The organism is Thermanaeromonas toyohensis ToBE (assembly GCF_900176005.1).
In the GTDB taxonomy this organism is placed as follows: Bacteria; Bacillota; DSM-521; order Neomoorellales; family Neomoorellaceae; genus Thermanaeromonas; species Thermanaeromonas toyohensis.
In genome coordinates this window covers 116,675-141,273 of the sequence record NZ_LT838272.1, presented here as the reverse complement: position 1 = coordinate 141,273, position 24,599 = coordinate 116,675, and the positions used below count along the sequence as shown (strand labels likewise).

Genomic DNA, 24,599 nt, shown 5'->3' with positions numbered 1-24,599 from the left:
CCCTGTCCCTTAATTATACACCATATCTAGCAAAAATCCTCTTTTTTCACTCTTAAACCTATTAACTACCTGACAAACTACCTCTAATTCCTCGTAAAAAATGGCTACTACCTGGCCAGGTCGCGCTCTCATTAAGGCTTTATTAACCGCCTCCTTCTCTTTAAGCTCCACTTCTATCCTTTCCGGAGAAAGCCCCGCAGCCAAGGCTCCTCGGTGTAGCAAGCTAGCTACCTCCCCGGGATTCCGGCCCCGCCGATCCTTGTCTTCCTTTATGACCAGCCGATAGCAGAAGCGGCCCGCCACCATTCCACTCTTAAGGATAGAACTGTCCGGCCGGTCCCCCGGCACCCCGATTACCCCTATTACCTCAGGGGAGATCTGCCTGGCTAGCTTAAGCACGCTCTCAAAACCTGCCGGGTTATGGCCATAATCTATAATAACCTTAACCCCGCCAATTTCCTGGAACATCAGGCGCCCTGGGTTATGCTCTGGTACCCGGCCGAACTCCTTTAAACCCCGGGCTATTGTAGAAAAAGGGATATTTAAAGCCAGGCAGGCAGCTACAGCAGCTAAAGCGTTCTGCAGGTTATGGCGGGCCAGACCTTTAAAGGCGCAAGTTACTGCGGAAACGGGCAGAAGCCTCTTTTTTAAGCTCCCCTGGGCTATAAAGATATAGCCAGCTTGAGTATAGACGGCCGTACCCCCACCAGTTAGGTGATTTACCACTATAGGGTTACGGCTGTTTAAACTAAAGAATATGACCTTACCCCGGGCTTGATCCCGCATCCGTGCTGTTAAAGGATCGTCGGCATTTAACACTGACCAGCCGTCCTCCTTGACTGTTTCTACCACCAGGGATTTAACGTAGGCTAAATCTTCCAAGGTTTCCACCCCATATTGACCCAGGTGATCTTCGCTAACGTTAAGTACAATACCTACATCCGCCCGGTCGTAAGCTAGCCCCGCCCGCAAAATCCCTCCGCGGGCTGTTTCCAGCACAGCCACCTCCACCCTCCGGTCAGCCAAGATCCTCCGGGCACTAGCTGGACCCGCCGCATCTCCCTTTTCCACTAGCCGTCCTCCAATATATATCCCATCGGTGGTGGTAAGGCCTACCGTTAAACCAGTCAAGCCCAGGATATAGGCGATAAGGCGGGCTGTGGTAGTTTTACCGTTGGTGCCCGTGATAGATACAATGGGGATGCGGCCATCGTCTCCCGGAGGAAAAAGGCTTTCCACTATGGCCGCTGCGGCATCCCGGGGCTGACCAGCTGTGGGAAAATGGTGCATACGGATTCCTGGAGCTGCATTTACCTCTACAATTCCACCCCCTCCAGTAGTTAACGGGCGGGTAATATCGGGGCAGATCATATCCACCCCAGCTACATCCAGGCCGATGATCCTGGCCGCCTCTATAGCTAATTCGGCATTACGGGGGTGAACCCGGTCAGTTACATCTACCGCGGTCCCGCCCGTACTTAGGTTAGCGCTTTCCCTTAAAAGGATGACTGTACCTTTAGGAGGTATATCCTCTAGGGACCATCCTTGGCGCCTTAAGGTAAAAAGGGTTAGGCTATCTAAAGGCAGCCTGGTTAAGGGGCGGTCGTGACCTTCGCCGCGGGCTGGGTCTAAATTGGCTAGTTTAATAAGCTCCCGGATGGAATGCTGGCCATCACCCACAACCTGCGCGGGCAAGCGCTCGGAAGCGGCTATAAATTTTCCCTTAACCACTAAAAGCCTATATTGACGTCCAGGAAGATGCTCTTCGACCAGAACGGGACCGTAGGCTGCCGCCTCCCGGTAAGCCCGCCTAACCTCGGAGGCTTTCTTAAGGTTGGTAAAAACACCCTTCCCTTGGTTTCCGTGGAGGGGTTTTACTACTACAGGAAAACCCAGCTCATGGGCCGCAGTTACTGCTTCCTCCGGGCTTTCAACTACCAACCCCCGGGGTACCGGCAAGCCGAACTCCTTTAGTAGCTTTTTGGTCAAAGCCTTATCCCTGGCTATATCCACGGCTAGGCAGCTAGTGTTTTCAGTTATAGTAGCCCATATCCGGCGGCTACGGCAGCCGTACCCCAGCTGGAGCAAACTTCCTTCCCCTAAGGGCCGTACTGGAATACCGCGGCGACGGCAGGCAGCTACAATGGCTTCTGTGCTGGGGCCCAGGCGGTGCTTATCGAGAACCTCCTTTAGCCTTTTTAGGGTGGCCTGGACGTTATAATCTTTTTCCTGAAGAAGGCTTAAGACCAAATCCACCGCAAGACCAAGGGCTGTTTCCGCAGCCTTCTTACAGCTGTACTCCAGGATGATCTCTACCAGCCCGGGGGTTTGGGTATGCCGGGTTTTGCCGTAAGAAACCTCCTCACCGGCCAGCCAGAGGAGCTCTAGGGCGACGTGTTCCACCACGTGACCCAGGTAAGTCCCCTCCAGCAACCTCTCCTGAAATCCCCCTTTATATCCCCGGGAGCAATGGTGATCCTTAAGACCCGGCAAGGTAGCCATAAGTTTTTCCCCAAAACTTAAGATTTGGCCAGTATTAACCTCAGCATAGTTCCCTAAATCGAGCCGGGCCACCAGCACCGGGCGCAAGCAAAAGATATTGGGCCCCTCTAGGGCCCGGAAGTCGAGTATTTTCATAAAATCCTTAATTCCCTCCCAACCGATTCCTAGTTTAACCAGCCAAAGGAAAATTATACCGGATGTTAAAGGATAAAGGTAAGTTGGGAAGGTTTAGCTTAAAGGGGGTAGGGGGCACCGGGTATCCAAATTAAAGCCATAACCTGCTGGCAAAACATGGAGAGCCACACCAGTAAGGGCCAAGGGTTTTGGCCCAGCTATAGATATATTAGTATGCTCAATACCCCGGCCATCCACCACTGTAACCGTACCTCTTCCTAATACTTGCAATCTATCCCCATCCACCCATACTGCGGTATCCTCATCTATACCTAACCCCAGTATATAGGGGTTGTAGGCTATAGCGGCAAGAAGGCGGCCCAAGCGACCTCGTTGGGCAAAATGTTGATCTATGATGACCTCGCGGATAAACCCCAGGCCAGGGGCCATACGTACCACATCAACTTGAGGTGCTACTTCCCCCTCTCCAGCTACGATCATGGTGGAACTCATGGCCGCCGCACCCGCGCTAGTACCCCCCATTAAAGTACCGCGCTGGAAGGCCCGGTGCAAGGCACGGTCCAAGTTGGTTCCTCCTAAAAGGGAAGTGAGCCTTAATTGGTCCCCGCCAGTAAAGAATACTGCTTTAGCTTTCTCTACCAAGCGCTCCAGGGCCTCCTGGTTAGCCTCCTTCCGCGTAGTCGGGGCTACAGCTTCTACCCGTTTTGCGCCCAGGCGGGTAAAAAGCCGTAAATATACCTCCCCGGCCTCCTCCATGTTCTGAGAGGCCACCGGTATAACCACCACCTCGGCCTGGTCTCCCCCACCAGCCTCCAAAAACCCCCGTAAAACCTCGCAGCGCTCTTCTCGATCTTCGTTTCCGCCGATAAGATATACACCCATAAGTCTCCCTCTAAAAAATTATTTTTCCCCCGTGAAGGAAAGAAAACCTTAAGGAACGAATCCCTTGGTGAAGTTACTTAAAGTAAACTTAGGTAATCTTAAAGGAGCGAGAGGCAGTGCCTAAGGAACTTACCCTTAAAAACTATATGGAAGATTGCGTGTGGGAATTGCTAGATACCGTGTTAGAACAGGACCCCGAAGCCTGTAAGTGCGAAATTTGCCGGTATGATATAGCAGCCCTGGCCCTAAATGAGCTACCGCCCCGGTACGTGGTGAGGGAAAAGGGGGCCTTGTACACTAAAGCATCCATGCTGGAAACCCAGTACCGCGCTGATATCTATAGCGCCCTAACCCGAGCCCTTATGAAAGTAAAACAAAACCCGCGCCACCAAGTTTAAGGCACGGGTTTAAGAGGAATTCCCTTAAGTCTTACAAGGCGGGAAGCCCTACCCTTCCACGGGGGAGATCACTTTTCGCGGAACTTATACCCTACTCCCCGTACGGTTAAGATATAACGGGGGTTGCTGGGATCTTCTTCTATTTTTTCCCTCAAGTGGCGGATATGCACATCTATGGTACGGGTATCTCCAAAATAGTCCCCTTCCCACAACCTATCTAGCAGGGCTTCGCGGGTAAAAACCCGCCCAGGATTCTCCGCTAGGAACTTTAGAAGCTGGTATTCCTTTAAGGTGAGCTCTACCGGTTTCCCCCTTACCTGGACTTCATGGCTTTCTGGGTTGATGACTAAATCACCTACAATTATAAGGCCATCCTTCCGGCCACCAGCTTCAGCTACCCGGCGTAGTATTGCCCGGACCCTAGCCACGAGCTCCCGGGGGCTGAAGGGCTTGACTAGATAATCATCGGCCCCTAATTCAAGGCCTAGCACCCGGTCCACCTCTTCCCTCCTCGCCGTAAGCATAAGGATAGGTGTATTATGGCGGGCCCTAATAGTGCGGCATACCTCGAATCCATCGATCTTAGGAAGCATGATATCTAGGATAACTAGGTCGGGCTTTTCAGCCTCTACCAACTTTAAAGCCGTTTCCCCATCAGTGGCCGTGAGGGTAGAAAAGCCCGCCTGTTCTAGATTATAAGTTACCAGTTCTAAAATGGCAGGTTCATCATCCACTACTAAAATTTTGCCTGGCATCTTCCGCTTCCTCTATTCTTTTATTCTTAGGGCTAACCCCCTGATTGTATTGTAACGAATGGAAGGAACCTTTGTCCAGGCCCAGGCAGGGATCTTGCTCCTGGCAGGAGAGATACCAAATCTTCCGGCCGCCCTGTGCTTAAAATCCTTCCTTCCGAAAGGAGGACTACCCGGTCAGCCAGCAGGGGAAGCTCGGTATAATCATGGGTAACAAAGAGAACTGTGATGTTCCTCTCTTTAACTATACGGCGGAGTTCCTCTAGGAAAAGGGTGCGGGTAGGAAGATCTAGACCAGTAAAGGGCTCATCCAAGAGTAAAAGGTGGGGTTCCAGCACTAAAGCCCGAGCCAGGCTAACTTTCCTGGCTTCGCCCCCCGATAATTCCCAAGGATAACGGGAAGCCAGATGGCTTAAACCCAAAAGCTTAAGCCATCCTTCTACCCTTCGGCTTATCTCTTTTTCCTCCATCCCCCGGAAGCGTAAGCCCAGAGCCACATTTTGATATACAGTCGTGCTAAGAAGGAGGGGTTCTTGAAAGACCAGGGAAAGCCTCCTCCTAAGTCTCAATAACTCCCGGCGTCGCCAGATAATGGGCTCGCCATCGAAGTAAAGACGGCCCTGGTCTGGCCTTTCTAAGAGGGCTACCACCTGCAAGAGGGTGCTCTTACCTGCTCCATTGGGCCCCAGCAACCCCCAGACTTCTCCCCCTGCGATATAAAGTTCATCCACCGCTAGCACCTGGCGGCCTCCCTTTACTACTTTAATTCCTTCTAAACGTAAGTTTAACCCCACGCTTTCCGCCTCCCTTGTTGGAGCAGAGTCAAAACCGCTGTTATGCTAAAGCTTAAACCCAGGAGAATATAGCTTAAGGCCCAGGCCATAGGAAAGTTGCCCCGGCTTACTTCCATAACTATGGCCGTAGTTAAAACCCGCGTCTGGTGGAGGATGTTACCTCCTACCATTAGAGAAGCGCCTACTTCAGATATCACACCCCCGAAACCTGCGATTACTGCGGCTAGGAGACCCAGGCGCCCTTCCCTCAGCAAAAACCAGAAAAGTTGGGTCTGGGAGGCGCCCAGGGCTAGAATCTGGACTGGAAGCCGGGCAGGTAATTGCTGAAAAGCAGCCATGGATAAGCCTATCACCAAGGGGGCAGCAATAACAGCCTGGGCTATGATCATAGCCGTAGGAGTATAGATAAGGCCTAAGCGCCCTAAGGGACCGCTCCGCCAAAGGAGGAAGCTTACCCATAGGCCCACCACCGTAGGGGGAAGCCCCATGAAAGTGTTGATGAGGCTCACGATAAAACGCCGGCCTGGGAAAGAGGTAAAAGCCAGTAGAAACCCCAAAGGTACTCCTATCAAAATGCTTACCAAAGTGGCCAGGCCGCTCACTTTAAAGGTTAAAATTACAACCTCTAAAACACCGGGATCCAAACCTATAAGGAGCTTAAACCCATAAAGAAGGCCTTCCCAGAGCGCCTCCATGCCTTTTCACTTCCCAAGATTTCCCTTTTAGTGTTTAATCCGCCTCTTAATTTATCCAAAAATACTTTGCTACTCTTTTCTTCTTTCGTTATTCTTTTTACCTGATATTCCTGGCTCTTTTTGCCTAATATTTCCAGCGCCTTCTACCTGCCTAACTCTTCTTCTTTTTTACCGGCATCTGGGAAGAAAAGGGGTTCCCCGTATTTGTCTTTCCCGAATTCGCCAATCATTTTTTGAGTCTCTGGGGAGATGAAGAAATCCACCAAAGCCTTGGCCCCCTCGCTGTTTATGGGTAACTGGGGGAATTTTTCTGGGTTAACCTGCATGATATGGTAAATATTTAAGAGGGATCTCTCCCCTTCTAAAAGGATGGCCAGCCTTAAAGTTTTCTTTAGAGCCAAGTAAGTTCCCCGGTCGGTAAGGGTATAAGCGCCCTTCTCTGAAGCTATGTTTAAAGTCTGTCCCATGCCCGCCCCCGCTTCCTGGTACCACTTGCCAGAAGGCTTTATGCCAGCAATTTTCCATATAGATTTTTCTTTCTTGTGGGTGCCGGAATCGTCACCCCGGGATATAAAAAGGGTCTGCTTGCTTGCTATGCGCTTAAAGGCTTCAGCCGCTGTCTTGGCTTCTTTAACCTGGGCCGGGTCCTCGGGAGGGCCAACTATAATAAAATCATTATGCATAACTAGGCGTCGGTTAATAGCTATACCCTTTTCCACCAGTTTAACCTCATCTTCCGGGGCATGAACTAAAAGGGCATCGGCATTCCCTTGTTCCCCCATAGCCAAAGCCTGGCCTGTGCCTACAGCATGGGGCTTTACTACGTAATTTGTCTTTTTCTCAAAGAGGGGGAGGAGTACATCGAGAAGGCCGGTATCCATGGTACTGGTAGTAGTAGCCAGGATGACTTCTTTTTTAGTAGCGGGTTTTATACCAGGCGCCGCTGTGTTAGATTGTTTCTGAGATGACCCACAACTAGAAAGGGTGAGTACCAGCAAAACAATACTTGCTGCCCAGAAACTCAAGTAAACCGCTTTTTTCTTTTGCATTGCTTTACTTCCTCTCTATCATTTTTTTATTTCCCCTATTAGGAGAGGATTTGCTGGATGATCCTTATGTTTTTTTAAGCATAACGAAGGCTAAAAAAGTATGGGCCCCCTTTCTTAACAAAAAGCCCCGACCCTTTTTAGCTCCCTATAATTTTCCAAAGTTTTTTCTAAAGGCGTCCTGGATGGCTTCCTCCACTTGCTGGCGGAAGCGGTCGTAGCTTTCCAGAAGCCTTTTCCCTTGGGGGGTTAGCTCTGCCCCACCTCCAGCTTCCCCTCCCGTCCGGGTTAAAAGAAGCTGAAAACCCAGCCGCTTTTCAGCTTTTTTGATACGGCCCCAAGCTTGGCGGTAGGACATGCTTAAATTTTTGGCTGCTCTATTGATAGCCCCTTCCTGCTCAATCTCTCGGAGAAGGGTGAACAGCCCCTCACCAAAGACGTGCTCTCCCTCCTCCAGCCACACTTTATAACGCACGCGCAAGGGCTAAGTTACACCCCCTTTTATTATAAACGAGAAGCTTGTATCCTGTCTAGAAGATTTAAAAGACCAGCTGCTAGTTCCGCCCGGGTAGCAGGCTGGTCTGGCCGAAAGGTTCCATCAGGATAACCTTTAAGGAGGCCCAGCTCAAGGCAGCGGCGTATAATAGCTTCCGCCCAGTGCCCTTCTATGTCTTGAGGTAACGAAAAAACATCTGGATTAAGCCCCAAGTATAAAGCTATACCCCGCGCCAAAGCTAAGGCTAGGGTTTGGCGTGTCTCTTTGCGCCGGAGGGCAGCCTCTTCCTGGGGATGGCTTAAAAAACCCATCTCCACCAGTACGGCTGGGGCTTCCGTCTCCCGCAGGATATAAAAGTTAGCTTCCCGTACCCCGCCATCGGGCCATTTTAGAGCTTCTACCATTTCCTTCTGGATAAAACGGGCCGCCTTTTCTGCCTGCCCTCCAGGCGCTAAGATATAGGTGCTGAGATAAGAGGCTTCCTGACTAGATGAGCTATTAACATGAAGGCTTACAACTAGGTCTACTTTAGCGCGGTTGAAAAGAGCTACTCGTTCGGGCAAGGATACATCTACATCTTCGCGCCGGGAGAATACTACATCACAGCCCGCTATGGACAGCCTTTCCCCCAACATAAGGGCTACCTCTAAAGTTACTTCCTTTTCCATAAGGCCGCTAGCCCCTACCGCCCCAGGGTCAGGCCCGCCATGGCCAGGATCCAATCCGATACGCCAACCCATGTTCTCCTCTCCCTTAAAGTAAAGACTCTTTCTAGCCCCTTGGGGAGCTAAATGTTATCCTTCCATTTACTGTTATAATTTGTTGCTCTTATGTGTTACTTACTCCTTAATATATATTAGGCATCCAGGTCGAGGGTAGAAGGGAAAGTTTCTTTAAACTGCCCTTGGCTTAAGGTATTTTTATGTTTTTTTACCCACATTTGTGCATTATCCCAAAGCCACCCCGAGGATACCGCCAGTCTATATTATCATGGGCACACCCATAACGGCAGGTACCGCATTCAAGGCACCCCTCAGGGGTATACGCGAGCTGGACAGACCCCCATAACCTCCTTTAGACGCACCGCTTCCTCCACAGCATGGGCATCATAGGGATTGAACTACAAAATACAAAAGGCCCCACCCCTTTTTAGTATGGGGTGAGGCCTAAGGGAATTATGTGCGGTAAACCCTTATATCTCCGGCTTCTACCACGTCAGTAGGCCAACCTTCCACCCAAGGTGGTATACGCTCTTTAGGGGGGAGGTTCTTTAAGGGTACTTTGCGAGCCACGTAGACTAGGATGGCGGGAATATCAGTAGACCTACCTCCGCGTATCTTAAACCCGTACCCCACAGCCACCACATTCTTCTTTTGAAGCAAGGTAGCCCGCCACCTGGCTAATACTTCACTAAGTTCAGAAGTTCGGTTCATCGGTACGCCTTCCTTGCCACATCATATAGGCTGACCAATAGAAAAAGAGTTAACAATAAAAGATCCCTAGATTGATGCTCTAAGATTTAAAAAGGAGCTAGGGCTTTGAATACCCCTTAGCTCCTCGCCTTAGCGCCTATCCGAATATCTCCTTCTTCACCTTCCACCATAAGTTCTACAGTATCGGTCAAAACATCAGCATAGCTAAAGGAGATGCGGCGTTCCGGGCTTCTCTGTTCCTCCAGGCGGATAACAAAAATGTTCGGATAAGTCTTCTCCAAGATACCTACCTTTTCAATAATCTTCTTCCTACCCCGATTAGCTCTCAGTTTTATCTTTTGGCCCACACGGGCCTCCAAATCTTGCCTAATAAGAGCTAGAACTTCTTTCCCAGCCAACCATACCACCCTCTTTCCCGGCATACATACCTTATTATAATATGCCGGTCGGAGGATGTCAAGATTGGTATTTTATTTTACTAGAATTATGGTCCTTATGTCAAGAAGCCCGAACCCTATATTAAGCCAATATTATGGATTTGTTACGGTTTTATTAAGGGATGTAAACTTTCTTGTAACCTGGTATCGATTTGCGCTATATTACTTTGCCTTTAAGCCAACCTTTTTTAGCCGGAAGTGGCAGAAAGAAATCTTAAATGAGGGGACGCGGGATAACCTAACCGCAGTTTTCCTTTGATCTCTACCCCGCCAATACTACCTTCCCCGGTGATGGTATCTTTAATTATCTCCTGGGGCGTCACTGTCTCGTGGATAGGGGTGTAGGCTACTCTCTCTACTACCAGTAAAGGATCAAAGGCATGGATAAGGATACGGGCCGGGGAGCTAGCAAAGGTAGCCCCTGCCTCAAGCAAAGCTTCATAATAGGATTGACAGGCTCCAGCAAAGATCACTAGATCATCGTGGCTGGGCCTTAGCCTCCGAGCAGCTCTAATAGCAGCCACAAAGTCCTTAGAATGCCGGTAGCTGTCTAAACTAGACATATCCCCCTTCTGCCTAGTCAACCCGTCGTGGCCCGTAAGTACTAAAATATCCGGGGTATAACGGGAAAGCAATTCAGGAACCCTAAAGGCTTGCTCCTCCTCAGCTACAAAAAACCCCCTTACCGGCAGGCGTAGCTGCTGGTAGGCATGGAGACACCGGTCCAGGTATTCAGCATCGCCGTCTACATGCAGCACCCTGCCGGGAAGCTCAAAAAAACCCTCCCCCTCCCCTGGGGCTCCCCTCTGGGTTCCCTCTGAACCCGCGGCCACATCCATCCAAGTTAAGTAAGCCTCCCGCCTTGCTTCTTGCCGTTCCCGCGCCCGACGGAAATAGGAATTACAGCGATGTATATCCTGGTGCCGATAAAATAAAACTTGTTCGGCCGGTTGGAGCTCGAGATCTTCTAGGGGGGCATCTGCGCTAAGCCGCACATCCAACCCTTTAAGCAAGGCTGTCCTTTGACCCTGGTCAGTAATTATCACAGCTTTAACCTTGAAAAATATATCTTTCCCATAGGAAAGGCGGGCTACTATATCTCCCGGCTTTATCCCAGCCATTTTCTTCCCTTCCCTCCTTGTCCTTTCTAGTGCTAAAGCTTTAACGTTTTCTTATTACCAGTTTATGTAGGGGAAAAGGGAAGGGAGATTGTTAACATAAAATACCGGGCTTGCCAACTATTTTGTAATGACGGGGCTCCCCCCTTTCCTGTATAATGGTAAGGGGCTGGCAGGCGGTAGCCAGAAAAGGAGTTGATGGCCATTAAGTACAGAGAAAGAAAAAAAATGTATTTTTTGGCTTTCGCCATAGCCTTTAGTGTATTTCTATTCTTCCACCCCCACGCCGGATATGCTGCTACCTACACTGTACAGCCCGGTGACACCCTTTTCCTCATAGGCCTGCGTTACAATGTCACAGCGGAGGAGATTAAGCAAGCCAACGGTTTAAAGGATGCCTGGATATATCCTGGTCAAGTGCTATGGATCCCCACCAAGTCCGGTACTAACTACACAGTCCAACCGGGTGATACTTTGTTCCTCATCGGCCTTCGCTTCGGGATAAGCTATCAAGAAATAATGGCAGCTAACGGGCTTACCAGCGAGTACATCTATCCAGGCCAAACCTTATGGATCCCTGAGAGAGGGGTTTTAAGTCTTGCCTCTAGGGGTGGAAAGATATCGTATACGCCCGAGGAGTTTGATCTTTTGGCCCGCCTTGTCTACGCCGAAGCCCGCGGGGAACCTTATGCGGGCCAGGTTGCCGTGGCGGCGGTGGTCTTAAACCGCCTCCGAGACGGCCGCTTCCCCAAAACCATCGCTGGGGTGATTTATGAGCCCGATGCCTTTGAATCGGTTACCAACGGGCAAATATGGTTACAACCCAATGCTACCGCCTACCAAGCCGCACGGGAAGCCTTAGCGGGTAAAGACCCTAGCGGTGGAGCCCTCTTCTTCTGGAATCCAGCTACAGCCACCAGCCCTTGGGTATGGACCCGTAAGATAATAGCGGTCATCGGCAACCACGTCTTCGCTATTTAAACCCCATAACCTAAAAAGGAAGGGCGGCACTTCTGTTCCAGTTGTGTGCCGCCCTTCCTCATCCACTCTTAGTATATTTATCAGCCACTTTAGTAGCCCCACAGGAATAGGGTTTTATCTTGGCCGCAAACCCGCTTCCTACCACCATTCCTACGACTTCCCGGATAAGCTCCTTGGTATCCCCATTGGGTCCGATGTCTAGGTGTATCTCCACGTTTAGATCAGGATGCCCGTTTTCTGCTAGCTTTTGGGCCAAGAAGCTGGCTACTTCTAAGCTTAAAGCTGCCTCAATAAAAATCCTCTGGCGTAAGGAGCTTAGCTTTCGCTGGTACTTCTTACGATAATAATAGCGCGCACCCTTACCTACCTGGTGGATAATGACAGCCGTTACAAAACAGGTCCTCACCCGGGCCTGGGAATCTGTCCCGATGATGACCTTGTACTGGGCGTCAGGTGCTCCTTCTATAAAAGCCATTATGTCTTGAAACATCTCTTCGGGTGTAAGCCGGCCTTTAGTAGGACTTATGAAATGCACTGCCGGTTCACCTTCTTCCCAACTCATTCTTAAGGCACCGGCTTAGCTTGGCGAATTCCTCTAAAGATAAGGTCTCCCCTCGCCGGAAAGGCGCAATCCCGGCGGTATCTAAAGCTTTAAAAACTGCCTCGCGGCCTCCAGCCAGCTCCTTAAGGGCATTGGGTAAAATTTTGCGCCGCTTGGAGAAACTCGCCCGCACTACCCGAAAGAAAAATTCTTCATCCCCGACTTCCACCGGAGGATGGGAACGCTTATAAAGTCGAACTACTGCCGAATCCACTTCCGGGCGCGGGAAAAACACCGTCCGGGGCACATACATTACCCACTGGATCTCCGCAAAGTACTGGGTAAAAACAGTCAACATGCCATAGTCCTTGGTCCCCGGCCTGGCCACTAAACGTTCAGCTACTTCCAGCTGTAACATAAGCACAAGGCGGTCAATGTGAAAATCGCTGCTCAAAAGATGGTTTAAAAGGGGGGAAGTAATATAATAGGGAAGGTTAGCCACTACTTTGTAGGCTGGTAACCTCCCCCTACCCTCGATCCCTAAGGTTTTCCCTACCAGCTCATCGAAATCTATCTTAAGGGCATCTCCCTCTACCAAAGACACATTAGGCTGCCCCGCCAGGACCTCGCGCAGCACCTGAACAAGATTTCGGTCGATTTCTACACCTATAACCTGCCTGGCCCGCTGGGCTAGCTCCCACGTCAGGGCTCCCAGGCCAGGGCCTATCTCTACTACTACATCGGCTGCGCTTAAACCTGCTTCCTCTACTATTTTCCTGGCAATGTTAGCGTCTATAAGAAAATTTTGCCCCCGCGCCTTACAGGGCCTTAACCCCTTAGACTTAAGCAACGAGATAATCTGGCCGGGGCTAGTTACAGCAGGGTACAACTTTACTCCCCTCCGGCACATTTATTATACTACAAAAGCCCCGGCATAACAAAGGAAATTGAAGCCGCCTATTCTAGTACATAGACCTTTACCCGCCTGATACCCCAACGCCGGGTAGCCTCAAGGGTTTCCAAAAAGACATCTATACGGTTACCCTTGATACTGCTTCCCACATCTTCTGCGCGTCCAAACCCGTAACCCTCAATGTACAGCCGGCTACCTAAGGGGATTACGGCAGGATCTACAGCTACGGTGCCCAGCCGCGGTACAGTGCCAGTAGCCGTACGGTTACCAGTATGGGTGTAAGCGGTAGCTGTGACCCATAGAGCCTGCTTAAATCGTAAAGTATGACCACCTCGAGAAACCTCCCTTAAGGCTCCTACGACCACCACTTCTGGCACAGGCTCCCTGACTATTTCTTCTTTTATTACTTCCCGCTTCACCTCCCGCCCATCTTCATAAGTCACCTCATACTCGGTCCGCTTAAGCCCTTTACGTCCGTACTGAATGATCCGACTGGTCCCTACCTCTAGCTCCGGGTCCTGCCGCCGGATAATACGGTAATCCACTTCCTCTTCTACTGTTTCGGTCTTTGCTTCCACTCGAATTACCCTGATAAGCTCCCCTGGCTGTATAAATCTTTCTAGATCTGGGGGTTCTACCCGATCCAGGGGGCCTAAGGAGATCCCTGCTTTCTTTAAGGCCTGGCCTACTGTACCTGGTACCAAGCGTACTTCCTGTTCCTTGCCATCCACCAGGACCCGTACGGCTACCGCCCTTCTTACCTCTATATGTAGGCCGTTGCTTAAAGGTGTGGTAAGGGGAGGATAAACCTCATCCTCGGAAGCTAAGGCTATTTGTTCCTCAGATAAAAACTGTTCTATAGTCCTGGCTCGAGTGCGAAAGGTTTTCTCCTGGCCGTCTATATCTAAAACCACCTTTTTCCAGGCCAGGTTAAACATTCCCCAACCCGCTCCCACAAAGATCAATAGTAAAGCACCGATAAATAAAAATAAAGAGCGGCGACGGGACCGCAACCTTTTCTCCTCGCGCCAGGCAGTTATCCAACCATCCACCAGACTGCCTCCCTTGAAAACAGGCAACGCTCTACGTCAAGCTATATATTCTACACCTGGCCAAAGTTTTCCTGCTTAGTCTCGGTTTACCTTTATCCTCTGCCTACCACAGTATGGCCCTAGTCTAGTATATAAACCCTCACCCGCCGGCGTCCCCAAAGAATAGCTTCCTTTTCTGTATCCATAAAGAGATCTATGCGATGACCCTTTATGAGCCCTCCTGTGTCCTGGGCCCAGGCATATCCGTAACCTTCTACATACAACCTGGTTCCTAAAGGGATAACTTTGGGATCCACAGCCACAATACCGCGGTAAGGGTAGATACCAGTAGCGGTGGGACTGCCTGTATGGGTATAGGCTGTGGCCTCCATTTCTAAAACTTTCCCTGTCCCGGCCACTGTAGCTGCTACCTCAGGAGTCCGGGTACCATAAGCTATGATCTTGGACTGGGGTTGAATTTCTACCCAAGTATTAAGGAGCTCACGCTTAACCTCTTTCCCATTCTCTTTAGTCACCCGGTACTTTAGGTAGCGTAACCCTGGTTTACCTTCCCGGACCACCTTTTGGACTCCTCGTTCCAAGCGGAAATCTGCTTGCCTTTCGATCTTAAAAGGTATAGGCTCTGACCTTACCTCGATCTCCTGGGTTACCCGGAAGACCTTTAGGTAAAGGTTTTCGGCCCCGGCCAGGTTAGTCTCCACCCGATCCAGGGGGCCTAAAGTAAGTCCCGCCGCGGTGAGCACTTGAGCTACTGTAGGTACAGGAACCTTTACTGTTTTTTGCTGTCCATCGGCTTCAACGCGTACAGGTATAGCCCGGTTTACACTAATAACTAGCCCTGGTGTTATAGGTGAGGCCGGATCCGGAATTACTAGATCCTCAGGTTCCACCTGGATACCAGCCTCCTCTAAAGCCCCGGCTACTGTCCAACTTCTGGTAACTAGCTCAAACGCATGACCATCAGCCTCAATTCTAACTTGGCGTTCAGTCCATCCTATAGCCACCAGAGCCCAGAGGCTTAACACCAGGCAAACAACAGCCCTTAAAACCCGGTAACCTAAGGTTTCTGGCAAATACTTTCACTCCTTAACTAAAAGTATGATTCTTATGACTTGAAAGGCTTCTTAGCCAAATCTGCCTGGAATTTCCACTCCAGACTAAAGCCCTTCGTCCAGTTAGGGGTTAAGCTACTAGCTATTCCCTAATACCGGCGCTTACTATTATTGCCATAAATTTATACTTTAAACCTACGACAGCAAAGAGAAAAACCCCAGCGGGAACCCCGCCGCAAGCTCATGCTTACAGGGATAAAGCTAGGCCCGAAAACTTAAGCCCGGGTTTTACCGGGCCTTAAGTTTTTATAGCCTTCCCTTTTCACAATCTAAATAGAGTGCGGGCGTTAAGGGTGGTAGCTTCTATAACTTCCTCCACAGGTATCCCCCGGGCGCTAGCCACCCCTTCGGCCACAAAGCGTAAGTTAGCCGGTTCGTTCCGCTGGCCCCGGTAGGGAGCTGGAGTAAGGTAAGGAGCGTCCGTCTCGATAAGCAGCCGTTCCAAGGGTACCTTGGCCGCCACCTCCCGGAGGTTATCCGCATTTTTAAAGGTAATGGGCCCGGCCAGGGAGATATAGAAACCTAAGTCCAAAAATGCCCGGGCCATCTCCCAGGTACCGGAAAAACAATGCATCACTCCCCCTGGGAGACCGTCAGCTTCCTGTCGTAATATCCTTAAAATATCCTTATGGGCCTCACGGTCGTGGACTATAACTGGAAGGTTAAGCTGTTTAGCTAAATTAAGGTGCCAGCGGAAAACCTCTTCCTGCTTGCGCCGGGGGGAGAGATTCCTATAGTAATCAAGGCCTGTTTCTCCTACAGCCACCACTACCCGGTCTAAAGCTAAGGACCTTATAACCCGGGCACCTTCCTCGTCAAAGGAGGCCGCCTCATGGGGATGGACGGCCACCGAAGCTTTAAGAAAAGGCCAGTTATGGGCCTGAACAACAGCCTCCCGTGAGGATCTCAAATCATATCCCACATTAATTACCGCTTCTACCCCGGCCTGCTTAAGGCGCCCGATCACTTCCGGAAGATCGGGGCTAAAGGCAGGATCATTTAGATGGGCATGGGAATCGATAAGTTCCCGGTTCATACCACAAAGCCCCCTCCTTACCGGACCTGGGCGCCGGGGTTTATATTCCTTTCTGGGATAATGAGGCTTAAATTATCACCATCCACAGCCGCAAGTACCATGCCCTGGGACACGATCCCGCGCAATTTGGCCGGTTTTAGGTTGGCCACCAGCACCACTTTTTTCCCTACAAGCTCCTCTGGCTGATAATGCCTGGCCAGGCCAGCCACCACCGTACGCCTTTCTCCTCCCAGATCTACCTCAAGCTTTAAAAGCTTGTCAGTTTGAGGGACCTTTTCTGCCGCTATTACCTCAGCCACTTTAAGCTGTAAGCGGGAAAATTCTTCTATGGTGACTTCACCCACTTCTTCCTTCCGGGCTTCTACTTGGAGGGTTTCTCCACCCTCACTGTCCTCCTTTTCTAGTTCTATCCGGGGGAATAGGGGAGCTCCTCGTTTTACTCGCCTACCTGCGGGAATACCTCCCCAGGTTTTAAGGCTGTCCCAGGTGTGGATATGGACAACGTCTTTAATACCTAGCTGCTCCCATACCCGGGGTGGTACACCAGGCATGAAGGGTGAGCATAAGACTGTAGCCTGGCGTATAGCCTCAGCTAAGTTGTAAAGGACAGTATTAAGGCGCGATCTCTTTTCCGGATCCCTGGCCAAGGCCCAGGGAGCCGTCTCTTCAATGTATTTATTGGCCCGGCCTATAAGCTGCCATATAGAGCTTAAGGCCCGCGCAAACTCGAAATTCTCTAGCGCCTCTTCTACCTCGGCCGGAGTTTTCGCAGCTAGTTTTTTAAGTTCCCAGTCTAGCTCCTCTTCTTCTCCTGAAGGTGGTGGGATAACGCCAGCGCAGAATTTCTCGATCATGGCCACCGTACGGCTCAAAAGATTACCGTAATCATTGGCCAGGTCGCTATTAAAGCGCTGGATCAGGGCCTCCTCAGAATAATAACCATCACCGCCATAAGGCATCTCCCTTAAAAGAAAATACCTAATAGCATCAGAGCCGTAACGGTCGATAAGGACCATGGGATCCACGACATTACCCTTGGATTTGGACATCTTTCCCCCTTCCACCAGGAGCCACCCGTGTCCAAAAACTTTCCGGGGGGGATCTATGCCGGCAGCCATAAGGATAGTAGGCCAGATAACAGTGTGGAAACGGACAATATCCTTGCCTACCAAGTGGACAACCGCTGGCCAGTATCTCTTAAAGAGGCTGTCGTCTTCCGTCCCGTAACCTAAGGCCGAAATATAGTTAGTCAAGGCATCAAACCATACATAGATCACATGTTTAGGATCTATGGGGACAGGGATACCCCAGTCAAAGGTGGTCCGGGAGATACAGAGATCCTCCAGTCCTCCCTTGATAAAGTTTATCATCTCATTACGCCGGGAGGGCGGCTGGATGAATTCGGGATGTTCTTCAATGTACTTAAGGAGCTGGTCCGCATATTTACTCATGCGGAAGAAATAGCTTTCCTCTTTTACTAGCTCTACCGGCCGGCCGCAGTCCGGGCAGTTGCCGTCTTTTAATTGCCGCTCTGTCCAGAAGGTCTCACAAGGGGTACAGTACCAGCCCTCGTATTGGGATTTATAAATATCCCCTTTTTCGTATATCCGGCGGAAAAGCTCCTGTACTACCCTCTTGTGGCGTTCCTCAGTGGTACGTATGAAATCGTCATAAGAGATATCTAACCTTCGCCAGAGCTCTTTAAAGGTGGCTACAATACGATCTACATAGGCTTTGGGCGCAAGGCCCGCTTCCCGGGCTTTACGCTGGATTTTCTGGCCATGCTCATCGGAACCTGTAAGGAAATACACATCATAGCCACGCATCCTCTTGTACCTGGCCAGGGTATCGGCCATGGTAGTGGTAAGGGCATGGCCTATATGCAGGCGATCGCTAGGATAATAAATCGGGGTAGTGACGTAAAAAACCTTCTCCCCCATCTAAGGCGTCTCCTTTCTGCGAATTCAGGAGTTATTATAAATTTGCGGCCGCAATCTGTCAAGTTTTGGCTATAAAGGGTCAAAATAGCCGTTTTTCCCCCTTCCTTCGAGTTTACTAGAAATGGAAAAGGTGGTACCATGTAGATAGAATGTCGAAACATGTAGAAAGAAAGGGGGAGGAGAGCCATGTTGAAATCCACTGGAGTTGTGCGTAAAGTAGACGAGCTAGGCCGGATCGTAATCCCTATTGAGCTGCGGCGTACTCTAGGGATTGAAGAAAAGGATGCCCTGGAAATCTATGTGGACCAGGAAAAGATAATCCTTAAAAAATATGAGCCGGCCTGCGTATTCTGCGGAAATGCTGAGAACGTAACCAATTTCCGGGGTAAAAACGTGTGCCGGGATTGTGCCCAAGCTATGAGCTCTATAGCTGTTTAGGCCTTCTTAAGAAGACAGGCTTTATAAATCTCCCGCCGGGGGCGGCCGTAAAACCTGGCTACTTGAGCCAAGGCTTCTTTGCGCGGCCGCCCTGCCTTTTGTAAGGCTTCCACCAAGAGGACCGCTTCCTCGGGGATGAAGGCTGGAGCTTCTTTAGGGGCTCCTGCCACTACCAAGGTACATTCTCCCCGGGGAGGATTCTCCTCGAAATACTGCAAAGCTGTGTGCAAGGTCCCCCGGAAAACTGTTTCAAACTTTTTGGTGAGCTCTCGACCTACAGCCACCATGCGGTCACCCCAGGCCTCTAGCAGCTCCCGTAAGGTACGGCTCAAGCGGTGGGGGGCTTCAAACAAAACCAGGGTTCTTTGCTCGGTAGCTAGCTCTGCGATCCTTTCTTGCCTTTCCTTGCCCTTACGGGGAAGAAAACCTTCGAAGACAAACCTCCTGGTAGGTAGACCGGAAACAACTAAAGCGGTGATGACTGCGCTAGGGCCTGGGACCGGAACTACTTCTATATCAGCTTTTAAAGCTTCCCGCACCAAATCCTCCCCGGGGTCCGAAATACCAGGCATGCCTGCATCTGTAACTAAAGCTATATCCTTCCCTTCCTTAAGCAGCCGGATGAGGACCGGGCCTTTCTCTTTACGATTATGTTGGTGAAAGCTGGTAAGGGGTTTGTGGATGTTATAGTAAGAAAGCAATTCCCGGGTCCTACGGGTGTCCTCAGCAGCGATAAGGTCTACCTCTTTTAAAACCCTTAAGGCCCTTAAAGTTATGTCCTCCAGGTTTCCTAAAGGAGTGCCTACCAAGAAAAGGTGACCCGCCAAGTTTATCCCCTCTTCTCCAGGAAACTATGGCAAAAAAGACACCCCTCGGTACCCCTTACCCGGCCGAACTGGGCCGGGCAAATATGGTAGCCCTGATCATAAAGAAGGCGTAGCTTGTCCTCTCCTTTAAATCCAGAAGTAGCTTCCACGAGCCAAGTTCGGAGCCTGCTGTTCTCCTCTTCCAGATTTCGGGCCAGGGTTTTAAGCCTCCTTAATTCCCGTTGTATCTCGGCTACCTTGACCTCTAACCCGGCCAGGGCGGCCATTAACGTATCTTGTGGGCTTAATTCACTCAATTTCCTCAACTTCCTCCCTACGAAATTCCACTACTCCTCGTTCGGGCAGTTCTACTACCACCGTACCCTTAAGAATATTAAGGGAACTCACCTCCCCCTCACCCAAGGGGGTCTTAACCCGGTCTCCGATCTCAGGATAAAAGGGCTTGGCTTCTTGATAAATATGATCCTCAAAGCGCAAACAACACATAAGGCGTCCGCACAAACCAGATATTTTGCTAGGATTTAAGGAAAGGCACTGATCCTTGGCCATGCGGATGGAGACAGGTTGAAACTCGCCCAGGAAAGTGGCACAACAGATTTCCCGCCCGCAGCAACCTAAGCCCCCTAAGATTTTAGCTTCATCCCGTACCCCGATCTGGCGTAGCTCTATACGCGTGCGGAAGATGGCGGCCAGATCCCGCACAAGCTCCCGGAAGTCTACCCTGCCCTCGGCAGTAAAATAAAAAATTATCTTGCTGCCATCAAAGGTAAACTCTACATCAACTAGTTTCATGGGTAGGCCATGCTCATCTATCTTCTGTTGGCAAATGACCCAAGCCTCCCGCTCCCCTTCCCTGTTCTTCTTAACTTGTTCCTCATCGGCAGGGGTGGCCCGCCGGAGTACCGGTTTAAGAGGAGGTACAATCTCTTCCTCCGGCACGTCCCGAGGACCCACCACCACTTCGCCGTATTCCAATCCCCGTGCTGTCTCTACTATTACCTTATCTCCCACCTTTAACTCTAAACTTCCAGGACTGAAATAATATATCTTGCCTGCCTTTTTAAACCTCACTCCTACTACAATAGCCAATCTTTTCCCCTTCTTTCTTAGTCTAGTAACTTTTACCAAAGATCTTAAAAACAGTCTAGAGCTTCCCCAGCCTATAGGGATCTAGAAGTTAACTCCCGGTAAAGGTTAAGGAGAGTGACCTCTAAAACCAGGCGACGGTTAGCGTTCTGCTCAAGATAAACTCGCGCCCGGCTCAAATGCTGGTAGCACCTCCATAAGGCAGCTGGAGCTACTCGCCGGTTTCCCGGTAGGTCTTTATACGTAAGCATTAGTCTCTCCTCACCCGTAAGCTCCCATACCAGGTGTTCCCGGCAGGCCAAACTCAAGCCCTCTACTATAGCTAGGATATCTTCCTCCTTTTCCAGGCGGGGTAAAATTTCTAACATCAGCCGGCGAAGATCAGAGGCTAGGATCTCTTGCCAGTAAAGCCACCCAACAGAAGGGAACCCCTGGGAGGGGAAATAAAGGATCTGACAACGGGAGCAAATTGTGGGTAAAACCGCATCCGGCTGGGTCGCCAGAAGAAAAAATATACGTTAGGAGGAGGCTCTTCCAATATTTTTAGCAGGCAGTTAGCTGCTTCTAAAGTAAGATCCTCTACCCTATTGAGAACCGCCACCTTGGCCCTTCCTTGGAAAGCTTTAAGTTTTAGCTCTATCTCTAATTTGCGTACTTGGTCTATCTTTAAGCTAGCCCCGCGAGGCTCAAGATAGTGAAAGTCCGGGTGGTTTCCACTAAACACTTGCCGGCAGGAAGGGCAAAGGCCGCAAGCCCGGCCTTCTCGCCTGGCCGTACAATTTAAGGCTGCCGCCATCCGGCGGGCTGTTTCCAGTTTCTCTTCCGGGGTGCCGCCCACCAGGAGATAAGCATGGCTTAGGCGGCCTATAGCCAAGGCTTGTTCCAATTGTTGAGCTGGAAGGATTTCTAGCTTTTCACTCAAAATTAGCCCTCCAAAGCCAAGGTGATACAGCGGCTAGTACTTCAGCGAAAACCTTTTCCACGGGTTGCCGGGCATCTATAATTTTTATACGCCTAGGCTCTTGCCGGGCAAGGGCCAGGAATCCCTGCCTTACTCTATAGTGGAAAGTCAAATCCTCCTGTTCTAACCTGTCCATCCTTGTTCCCCCTCCTCCTTTTTTACCACGCCGCAACCCCTCTTCCGGGGGTAAATCGAGTAGTAAGGTAACCGCAGGTTTCAAGCCACCGGTGGCCAGGTCGTTAAGTCTATGAAGCAGTTCCAGTTCTATACCCCGGCCATAACCTTGGTAAGCCAAGGTAGAATCGGTAAAACGATCGCAGAGTACTACCTTCCCCTCAGCCAAAGCAGGTAAGATCTTTTTCTTTACATGCTGGACACGGCTAGCAGCGTAAAGAAAAACCTCCGTAAGCCCATATATCTCTTCCTCCCAAGGAGAAAGGAGGATCCTACGGATATCCTCGGCCAAAGGAGTCCCCCCAGGCTCCCGTGTGCATAACACTTTATATCCTTCTTGCTGTAAGTGGTTGGCCAGGAGGTTCAGCTGGGTGGTCTTACCAGCACCGTCCGGGCCTTCAAAGGTGATAAAAACACCCTTCATACGTCCACTACCTGTATAAAGGAATTCTCGCCCCAGATTAAGGTGAGCCTAGCTATAATTTCCGGCGTCAAAACTTCCCCCGGAGCCACAAGTACAAGGCCTGGAGGGCAAGGAGCCACCAACTCGGCCGCTATCTTCCCTTGAGCTTCCCGGACAGGAACCAAGCGTCTTCTGGCTAGGAAAGCTTCCCTGGGGCTCATAGCCAGGGGAGGCAAGATTCCCTCCCAGATCAGCGGCTCCCCTTCTGGCCGGCTCTTATATCTTACCGTTTCCCTTTTCAATTGGCTTAAGGCCCGGATCAAGGCCTGGATGCTTTTCTCGCCATCCGCAGGGGTAAGGATACCCACCACATAGCGAGCCGCCGCAAGCTCCATTTCGTGCCCTAATCTTCGTAAGGCTATAGCTACTTCCCTGCCCGAAAGGCCTAAGGGTACTGTAGGTATAACGAGCCGGGTTACATCTAGGCCTGCTGTAGCCTCCCCTACTACTTCTCCTTCATCTAAGCAGGGGAGCCCCAACGACCGTAAGTTTTGCCTAAGTCTTAAGGCCCTATCTACCGCCTGGGACCAGAGCTTAGACCCTTGAATCTCAGCTTCATACCGGGCTACATCTAAAGAAGTAAGCAAAAGATAAGAGGGGCTGGAGGTTTGCACTAGCCGGAGGGCCTCAGCCACAGAAGCCACATCCAGGCCGGGCCGCAGATGAAGCATAGCGGCTTGGGTAAAAGCGCCCAGGGTTTTATGGGTACCCTGGACCACATAATCAGCTCCCAATTTTAAGGGCGAAGGGGGAAGCCTTTCGTCCAACCCAAAATGGGAACCGTGGGCAGCATCCACTAGAACCTGTACTTTATGCTGGTGGGCCAACTCCACCAGGCGCTGGGTAGGGGGGACCAAGCCTTCATAAGTAGGATGCACCACAACCAATAATTTGGCTTCTTTATGGTGAACTAAAGCCTCCTCTACCTCTTCTGGCGCTACCCCTAAAGGTAACCCTAGGCTAGATAGCCAACGGCCCCGTAGGTAGACTGGGTAGCTCCCGCTTAAAATAAGGCCAGCCCATACTGAGCGATGGGCATACCGGGGAAGCAAAACTTTATCCCCGGGCCGACAAGTGGCCAGGAAAACAGATATAATACCGCTTGTAGCCCCATTGACCAGGAAAAAGGTATGGCCGGCTCCAAAAAAAGCAGCGGCCCTCTCTTGGGCCTCCTTAATTACCCCTTCGGGGTAGTATAGATTATCTAGTTCCGGCAATTCTGTTAAGTCAACCTGGAATACAGTTCGGCCTAAATAGGCACGGAAATCCGCGCCCGCACTCGAGCCCCCTTTATGGCCTGGTGTATGCCAGGAAAACATCCCCCGGTGAACGTAAGCCTTAACCGCCTCCCATAAAGGCGTCTTAATAGGATCTTCTCCCCTCTTACCTTCGATTTCTACCCTATTATAGCATCTTTCCCGGATCCATTCCAACTTCCTCTAAACCTAGGTCATCCCCAGTTTTAGCCCCTAGCCTGCTTGGCTCCGCTTGCCCCCAAAACCTTGACGGGCAAAGGTTTGCTTTGGTTACGTCTTAAGTTTAGTCGTATGCTTTAAAAGCCTGACTAGGCTTGTTTTAAATACCTAAAGCTACTTTTTAGCGCGCTGGACGCTGGACTCCAGCATGATCCACATAGTAATCCCCTTTAAGGAGGAGTTCTGACACTGGTACCACCTGGTATCCCTCAACCTTGAGTTTCTCTAAGAGGGGGCCTAGGACGGTAGCTGTATGTTTTCCATTATTATGAAAGAGAACTATAGACCCAGGTTTTATTCCTTTGAGGACTCGGCGGTAAATATCCTCTGCCGAAAGGTGTTCTTGCCAGTCCAAAGAGTCCACATCCCACTGGATGGCCTTGTACCCTAGGCGCTGCACCACCCTGATGACTGTATCGTTATAATCTCCGAAGGGCGGCCGGAATAATTCAGGTTTATATCCGGTAATTTCCTCTACCAAGCGGTGGTTTTCCCGCAGTTCCTGTTCCATCTGCTCTTCAGTCAAGGAAGTAAAATGGGGATGGGTAGCTGAATGGAGGCCTATCTCATGTCCTTCCGCTGCTATTTTTTTGGCTACGTCGGGGTATTTCTTAAGCCAAATATTGGTAAGGAAGAAGGTAGTCTTAACGTTATGTTGGCGCAAGATCTCTAAAATCTTAGGAGTATATTCGGCTCCCCAGGTAGCGTCAAAGGATAGGGCTACCTTTTTTTCTTGAGTGGCCACACTATAAATAGGAAGCAATCTTTTACTTCTGCCCACCAAGACAGCCAAAGGGGGCCTATCGGCTAGGTAGGCCCCGGCTAGCATCCCCGCTAAAAATATTAAAAGCCACCCTAACCCTTTAAGTATAACCTTACGCCGCCCCACAATAAACATCCCCCGCACCTCCA

28 protein-coding genes and 1 pseudogene are annotated in these 24,599 nt (G+C 50.5%); 3 read left to right on the top strand and 26 right to left on the bottom strand.

Annotation, left to right across the window (positions count from 1 at the left end; genetic code table 11):
* Positions 1–9 precede the first annotated feature (9 nt).
* Together cphA and B9A14_RS00800 are read right to left on the bottom strand one after the other, a co-directional pair.
* Positions 10–2,637: a cyanophycin synthetase gene (cphA, locus tag B9A14_RS00805; protein WP_157109719.1), complete on the bottom strand. Its 2,628-nt coding sequence runs from the start codon at positions 2,635–2,637 to the stop codon at positions 10–12.
* Between the two features lie 93 nt (positions 2,638–2,730).
* Positions 2,731–3,519: a cyanophycinase gene (locus tag B9A14_RS00800; RefSeq protein ID WP_084663076.1), complete on the bottom strand. Its 789-nt coding sequence runs from the start codon at positions 3,517–3,519 to the stop codon at positions 2,731–2,733.
* Positions 3,520–3,635: 116 nt separating this feature from the next.
* Here B9A14_RS00800 and B9A14_RS00795 point away from each other — a divergent pair, with 116 nt between their 5' ends.
* Positions 3,636–3,917, top strand: a complete 282-nt coding sequence (locus tag B9A14_RS00795) for a late competence development ComFB family protein (protein WP_157109718.1) — start codon at positions 3,636–3,638, stop codon at positions 3,915–3,917.
* Between the two features lie 68 nt (positions 3,918–3,985).
* Here B9A14_RS00795 and B9A14_RS00790 read toward each other — a convergent pair whose 3' ends face one another.
* The 10 genes and pseudogenes from B9A14_RS00790 to yabG form a co-directional block, all read right to left on the bottom strand.
* Complete coding sequence (locus tag B9A14_RS00790) at positions 3,986–4,672, bottom strand: response regulator transcription factor (protein ID WP_084663074.1); 687 nt, start codon at positions 4,670–4,672, stop codon at positions 3,986–3,988.
* A 32-nt stretch (positions 4,673–4,704) separates the two neighbouring features.
* A complete protein-coding gene (locus tag B9A14_RS00785) occupies positions 4,705–5,463 on the bottom strand; it encodes an ATP-binding cassette domain-containing protein (protein WP_084663072.1) in 759 nt (252 codons plus the stop codon).
* Entirely contained in the window at positions 5,454–6,158 is a 705-nt protein-coding gene (locus tag B9A14_RS00780; protein WP_084663070.1) for an ABC transporter permease, read from the bottom strand. Before B9A14_RS00780 ends, B9A14_RS00785 begins: the two co-directional genes overlap by 10 nt.
* Positions 6,159–6,301: 143 nt before the next feature.
* Positions 6,302–7,207 carry an ABC transporter substrate-binding protein gene (locus B9A14_RS00775; protein WP_084663068.1) on the bottom strand — a complete coding sequence of 302 codons (906 nt, stop codon included), beginning with the start codon at positions 7,205–7,207 and terminating at the stop codon, positions 6,302–6,304.
* A gap of 145 nt (positions 7,208–7,352) precedes the next feature.
* Positions 7,353–7,679, bottom strand: a complete 327-nt coding sequence (locus B9A14_RS00770; protein WP_231967979.1) for a winged helix-turn-helix domain-containing protein — start codon at positions 7,677–7,679, stop codon at positions 7,353–7,355.
* Between the two features lie 29 nt (positions 7,680–7,708).
* A complete protein-coding gene (locus B9A14_RS00765; RefSeq protein WP_084663064.1) occupies positions 7,709–8,440 on the bottom strand; it encodes an N-acetylmuramoyl-L-alanine amidase in 732 nt (243 codons plus the stop codon).
* Positions 8,441–8,630: 190 nt separating this feature from the next.
* Positions 8,631–8,741 (bottom strand): annotated as a pseudogene (locus B9A14_RS18165) (4Fe-4S ferredoxin); the annotation flags it as partial.
* Between the two features lie 134 nt (positions 8,742–8,875).
* Positions 8,876–9,133 carry a hypothetical protein gene (locus tag B9A14_RS00755; protein ID WP_084663062.1) on the bottom strand — a complete coding sequence of 86 codons (258 nt, stop codon included), beginning with the start codon at positions 9,131–9,133 and terminating at the stop codon, positions 8,876–8,878.
* A gap of 116 nt (positions 9,134–9,249) precedes the next feature.
* A complete protein-coding gene (locus B9A14_RS00750; protein ID WP_157110007.1) occupies positions 9,250–9,531 on the bottom strand; it encodes a Veg family protein in 282 nt (93 codons plus the stop codon).
* 227 nt (positions 9,532–9,758) lie between these two features.
* Positions 9,759–10,691, bottom strand: coding sequence for a sporulation peptidase YabG (gene yabG / locus B9A14_RS00745; RefSeq protein ID WP_084663058.1), 933 nt, complete (start codon positions 10,689–10,691; stop codon positions 9,759–9,761).
* Between the two features lie 195 nt (positions 10,692–10,886).
* Here yabG and B9A14_RS00740 point away from each other — a divergent pair, with 195 nt between their 5' ends.
* Entirely contained in the window at positions 10,887–11,669 is a 783-nt protein-coding gene (locus B9A14_RS00740; protein WP_084663056.1) for a cell wall hydrolase, read from the top strand.
* 58 nt (positions 11,670–11,727) lie between these two features.
* Here B9A14_RS00740 and B9A14_RS00735 read toward each other — a convergent pair whose 3' ends face one another.
* From B9A14_RS00735 to metG, 6 genes are all read right to left on the bottom strand, one after another.
* Complete coding sequence (locus B9A14_RS00735; protein WP_157109717.1) at positions 11,728–12,231, bottom strand: ribonuclease H-like YkuK family protein; 504 nt, start codon at positions 12,229–12,231, stop codon at positions 11,728–11,730.
* A complete protein-coding gene (gene rsmA / locus B9A14_RS00730; protein WP_231967861.1) occupies positions 12,212–13,099 on the bottom strand; it encodes a 16S rRNA (adenine(1518)-N(6)/adenine(1519)-N(6))-dimethyltransferase RsmA in 888 nt (295 codons plus the stop codon). The genes B9A14_RS00735 and rsmA overlap by 20 nt, the downstream gene beginning before the upstream one ends.
* A gap of 68 nt (positions 13,100–13,167) precedes the next feature.
* Positions 13,168–14,175 carry a resuscitation-promoting factor gene (locus tag B9A14_RS00725; protein ID WP_084663052.1) on the bottom strand — a complete coding sequence of 336 codons (1,008 nt, stop codon included), beginning with the start codon at positions 14,173–14,175 and terminating at the stop codon, positions 13,168–13,170.
* Positions 14,176–14,294: 119 nt separating this feature from the next.
* Positions 14,295–15,248, bottom strand: a complete 954-nt coding sequence (locus B9A14_RS00720) for a resuscitation-promoting factor (protein WP_084663050.1) — start codon at positions 15,246–15,248, stop codon at positions 14,295–14,297.
* 301 nt (positions 15,249–15,549) lie between these two features.
* Positions 15,550–16,323 (bottom strand): TatD family hydrolase, encoded by a 774-nt coding sequence (locus B9A14_RS00715; protein ID WP_084663048.1) that lies wholly within the window; start codon positions 16,321–16,323, stop codon positions 15,550–15,552.
* A gap of 17 nt (positions 16,324–16,340) precedes the next feature.
* Positions 16,341–18,263 carry a methionine--tRNA ligase gene (metG, locus tag B9A14_RS00710; protein WP_084663046.1) on the bottom strand — a complete coding sequence of 641 codons (1,923 nt, stop codon included), beginning with the start codon at positions 18,261–18,263 and terminating at the stop codon, positions 16,341–16,343.
* 186 nt (positions 18,264–18,449) lie between these two features.
* Between metG and B9A14_RS18130 the strand changes: the two genes are divergently transcribed.
* Positions 18,450–18,701: an AbrB/MazE/SpoVT family DNA-binding domain-containing protein gene (locus B9A14_RS18130; protein WP_084663044.1), complete on the top strand. Its 252-nt coding sequence runs from the start codon at positions 18,450–18,452 to the stop codon at positions 18,699–18,701.
* Here the strand turns inward: B9A14_RS18130 and rsmI are convergent.
* The 8 genes from rsmI to B9A14_RS00665 form a co-directional block, all read right to left on the bottom strand.
* Positions 18,698–19,528, bottom strand: coding sequence for a 16S rRNA (cytidine(1402)-2'-O)-methyltransferase (rsmI, locus tag B9A14_RS00700; RefSeq protein ID WP_084663042.1), 831 nt, complete (start codon positions 19,526–19,528; stop codon positions 18,698–18,700). The two genes, B9A14_RS18130 and rsmI, sit on opposite strands and share 4 nt — an antisense overlap.
* Positions 19,529–19,530: 2 nt before the next feature.
* On the bottom strand, positions 19,531–19,824 hold the full coding sequence (locus B9A14_RS00695) for an initiation control protein YabA (RefSeq protein WP_084663040.1): 294 nt from the start codon (positions 19,822–19,824) through the stop codon (positions 19,531–19,533).
* Complete coding sequence (locus B9A14_RS00690) at positions 19,817–20,617, bottom strand: PSP1 domain-containing protein (protein ID WP_084663038.1); 801 nt, start codon at positions 20,615–20,617, stop codon at positions 19,817–19,819. The genes B9A14_RS00695 and B9A14_RS00690 overlap by 8 nt, the downstream gene beginning before the upstream one ends.
* Before the next feature lie 71 nt (positions 20,618–20,688).
* On the bottom strand, positions 20,689–20,982 hold the full coding sequence (locus B9A14_RS00685; protein WP_084663037.1) for a hypothetical protein: 294 nt from the start codon (positions 20,980–20,982) through the stop codon (positions 20,689–20,691).
* A 20-nt stretch (positions 20,983–21,002) separates the two neighbouring features.
* Positions 21,003–21,536: a hypothetical protein gene (locus tag B9A14_RS00680; RefSeq protein ID WP_172839000.1), complete on the bottom strand. Its 534-nt coding sequence runs from the start codon at positions 21,534–21,536 to the stop codon at positions 21,003–21,005.
* A complete protein-coding gene (gene tmk / locus B9A14_RS00675) occupies positions 21,529–22,173 on the bottom strand; it encodes a dTMP kinase (protein ID WP_084663035.1) in 645 nt (214 codons plus the stop codon). Before tmk ends, B9A14_RS00680 begins: the two co-directional genes overlap by 8 nt.
* Positions 22,170–23,645: an aminotransferase class I/II-fold pyridoxal phosphate-dependent enzyme gene (locus B9A14_RS00670; protein ID WP_084663034.1), complete on the bottom strand. Its 1,476-nt coding sequence runs from the start codon at positions 23,643–23,645 to the stop codon at positions 22,170–22,172. The genes tmk and B9A14_RS00670 overlap by 4 nt, the downstream gene beginning before the upstream one ends.
* 163 nt (positions 23,646–23,808) lie before the next feature.
* The gene (locus tag B9A14_RS00665) at positions 23,809–24,585 is read right to left on the bottom strand and encodes a polysaccharide deacetylase family protein (protein WP_084663033.1); all 777 of its coding nucleotides are present in this window, start codon (positions 24,583–24,585) and stop codon (positions 23,809–23,811) included.
* Between the last annotated feature and the right edge of the window lie 14 nt (positions 24,586–24,599).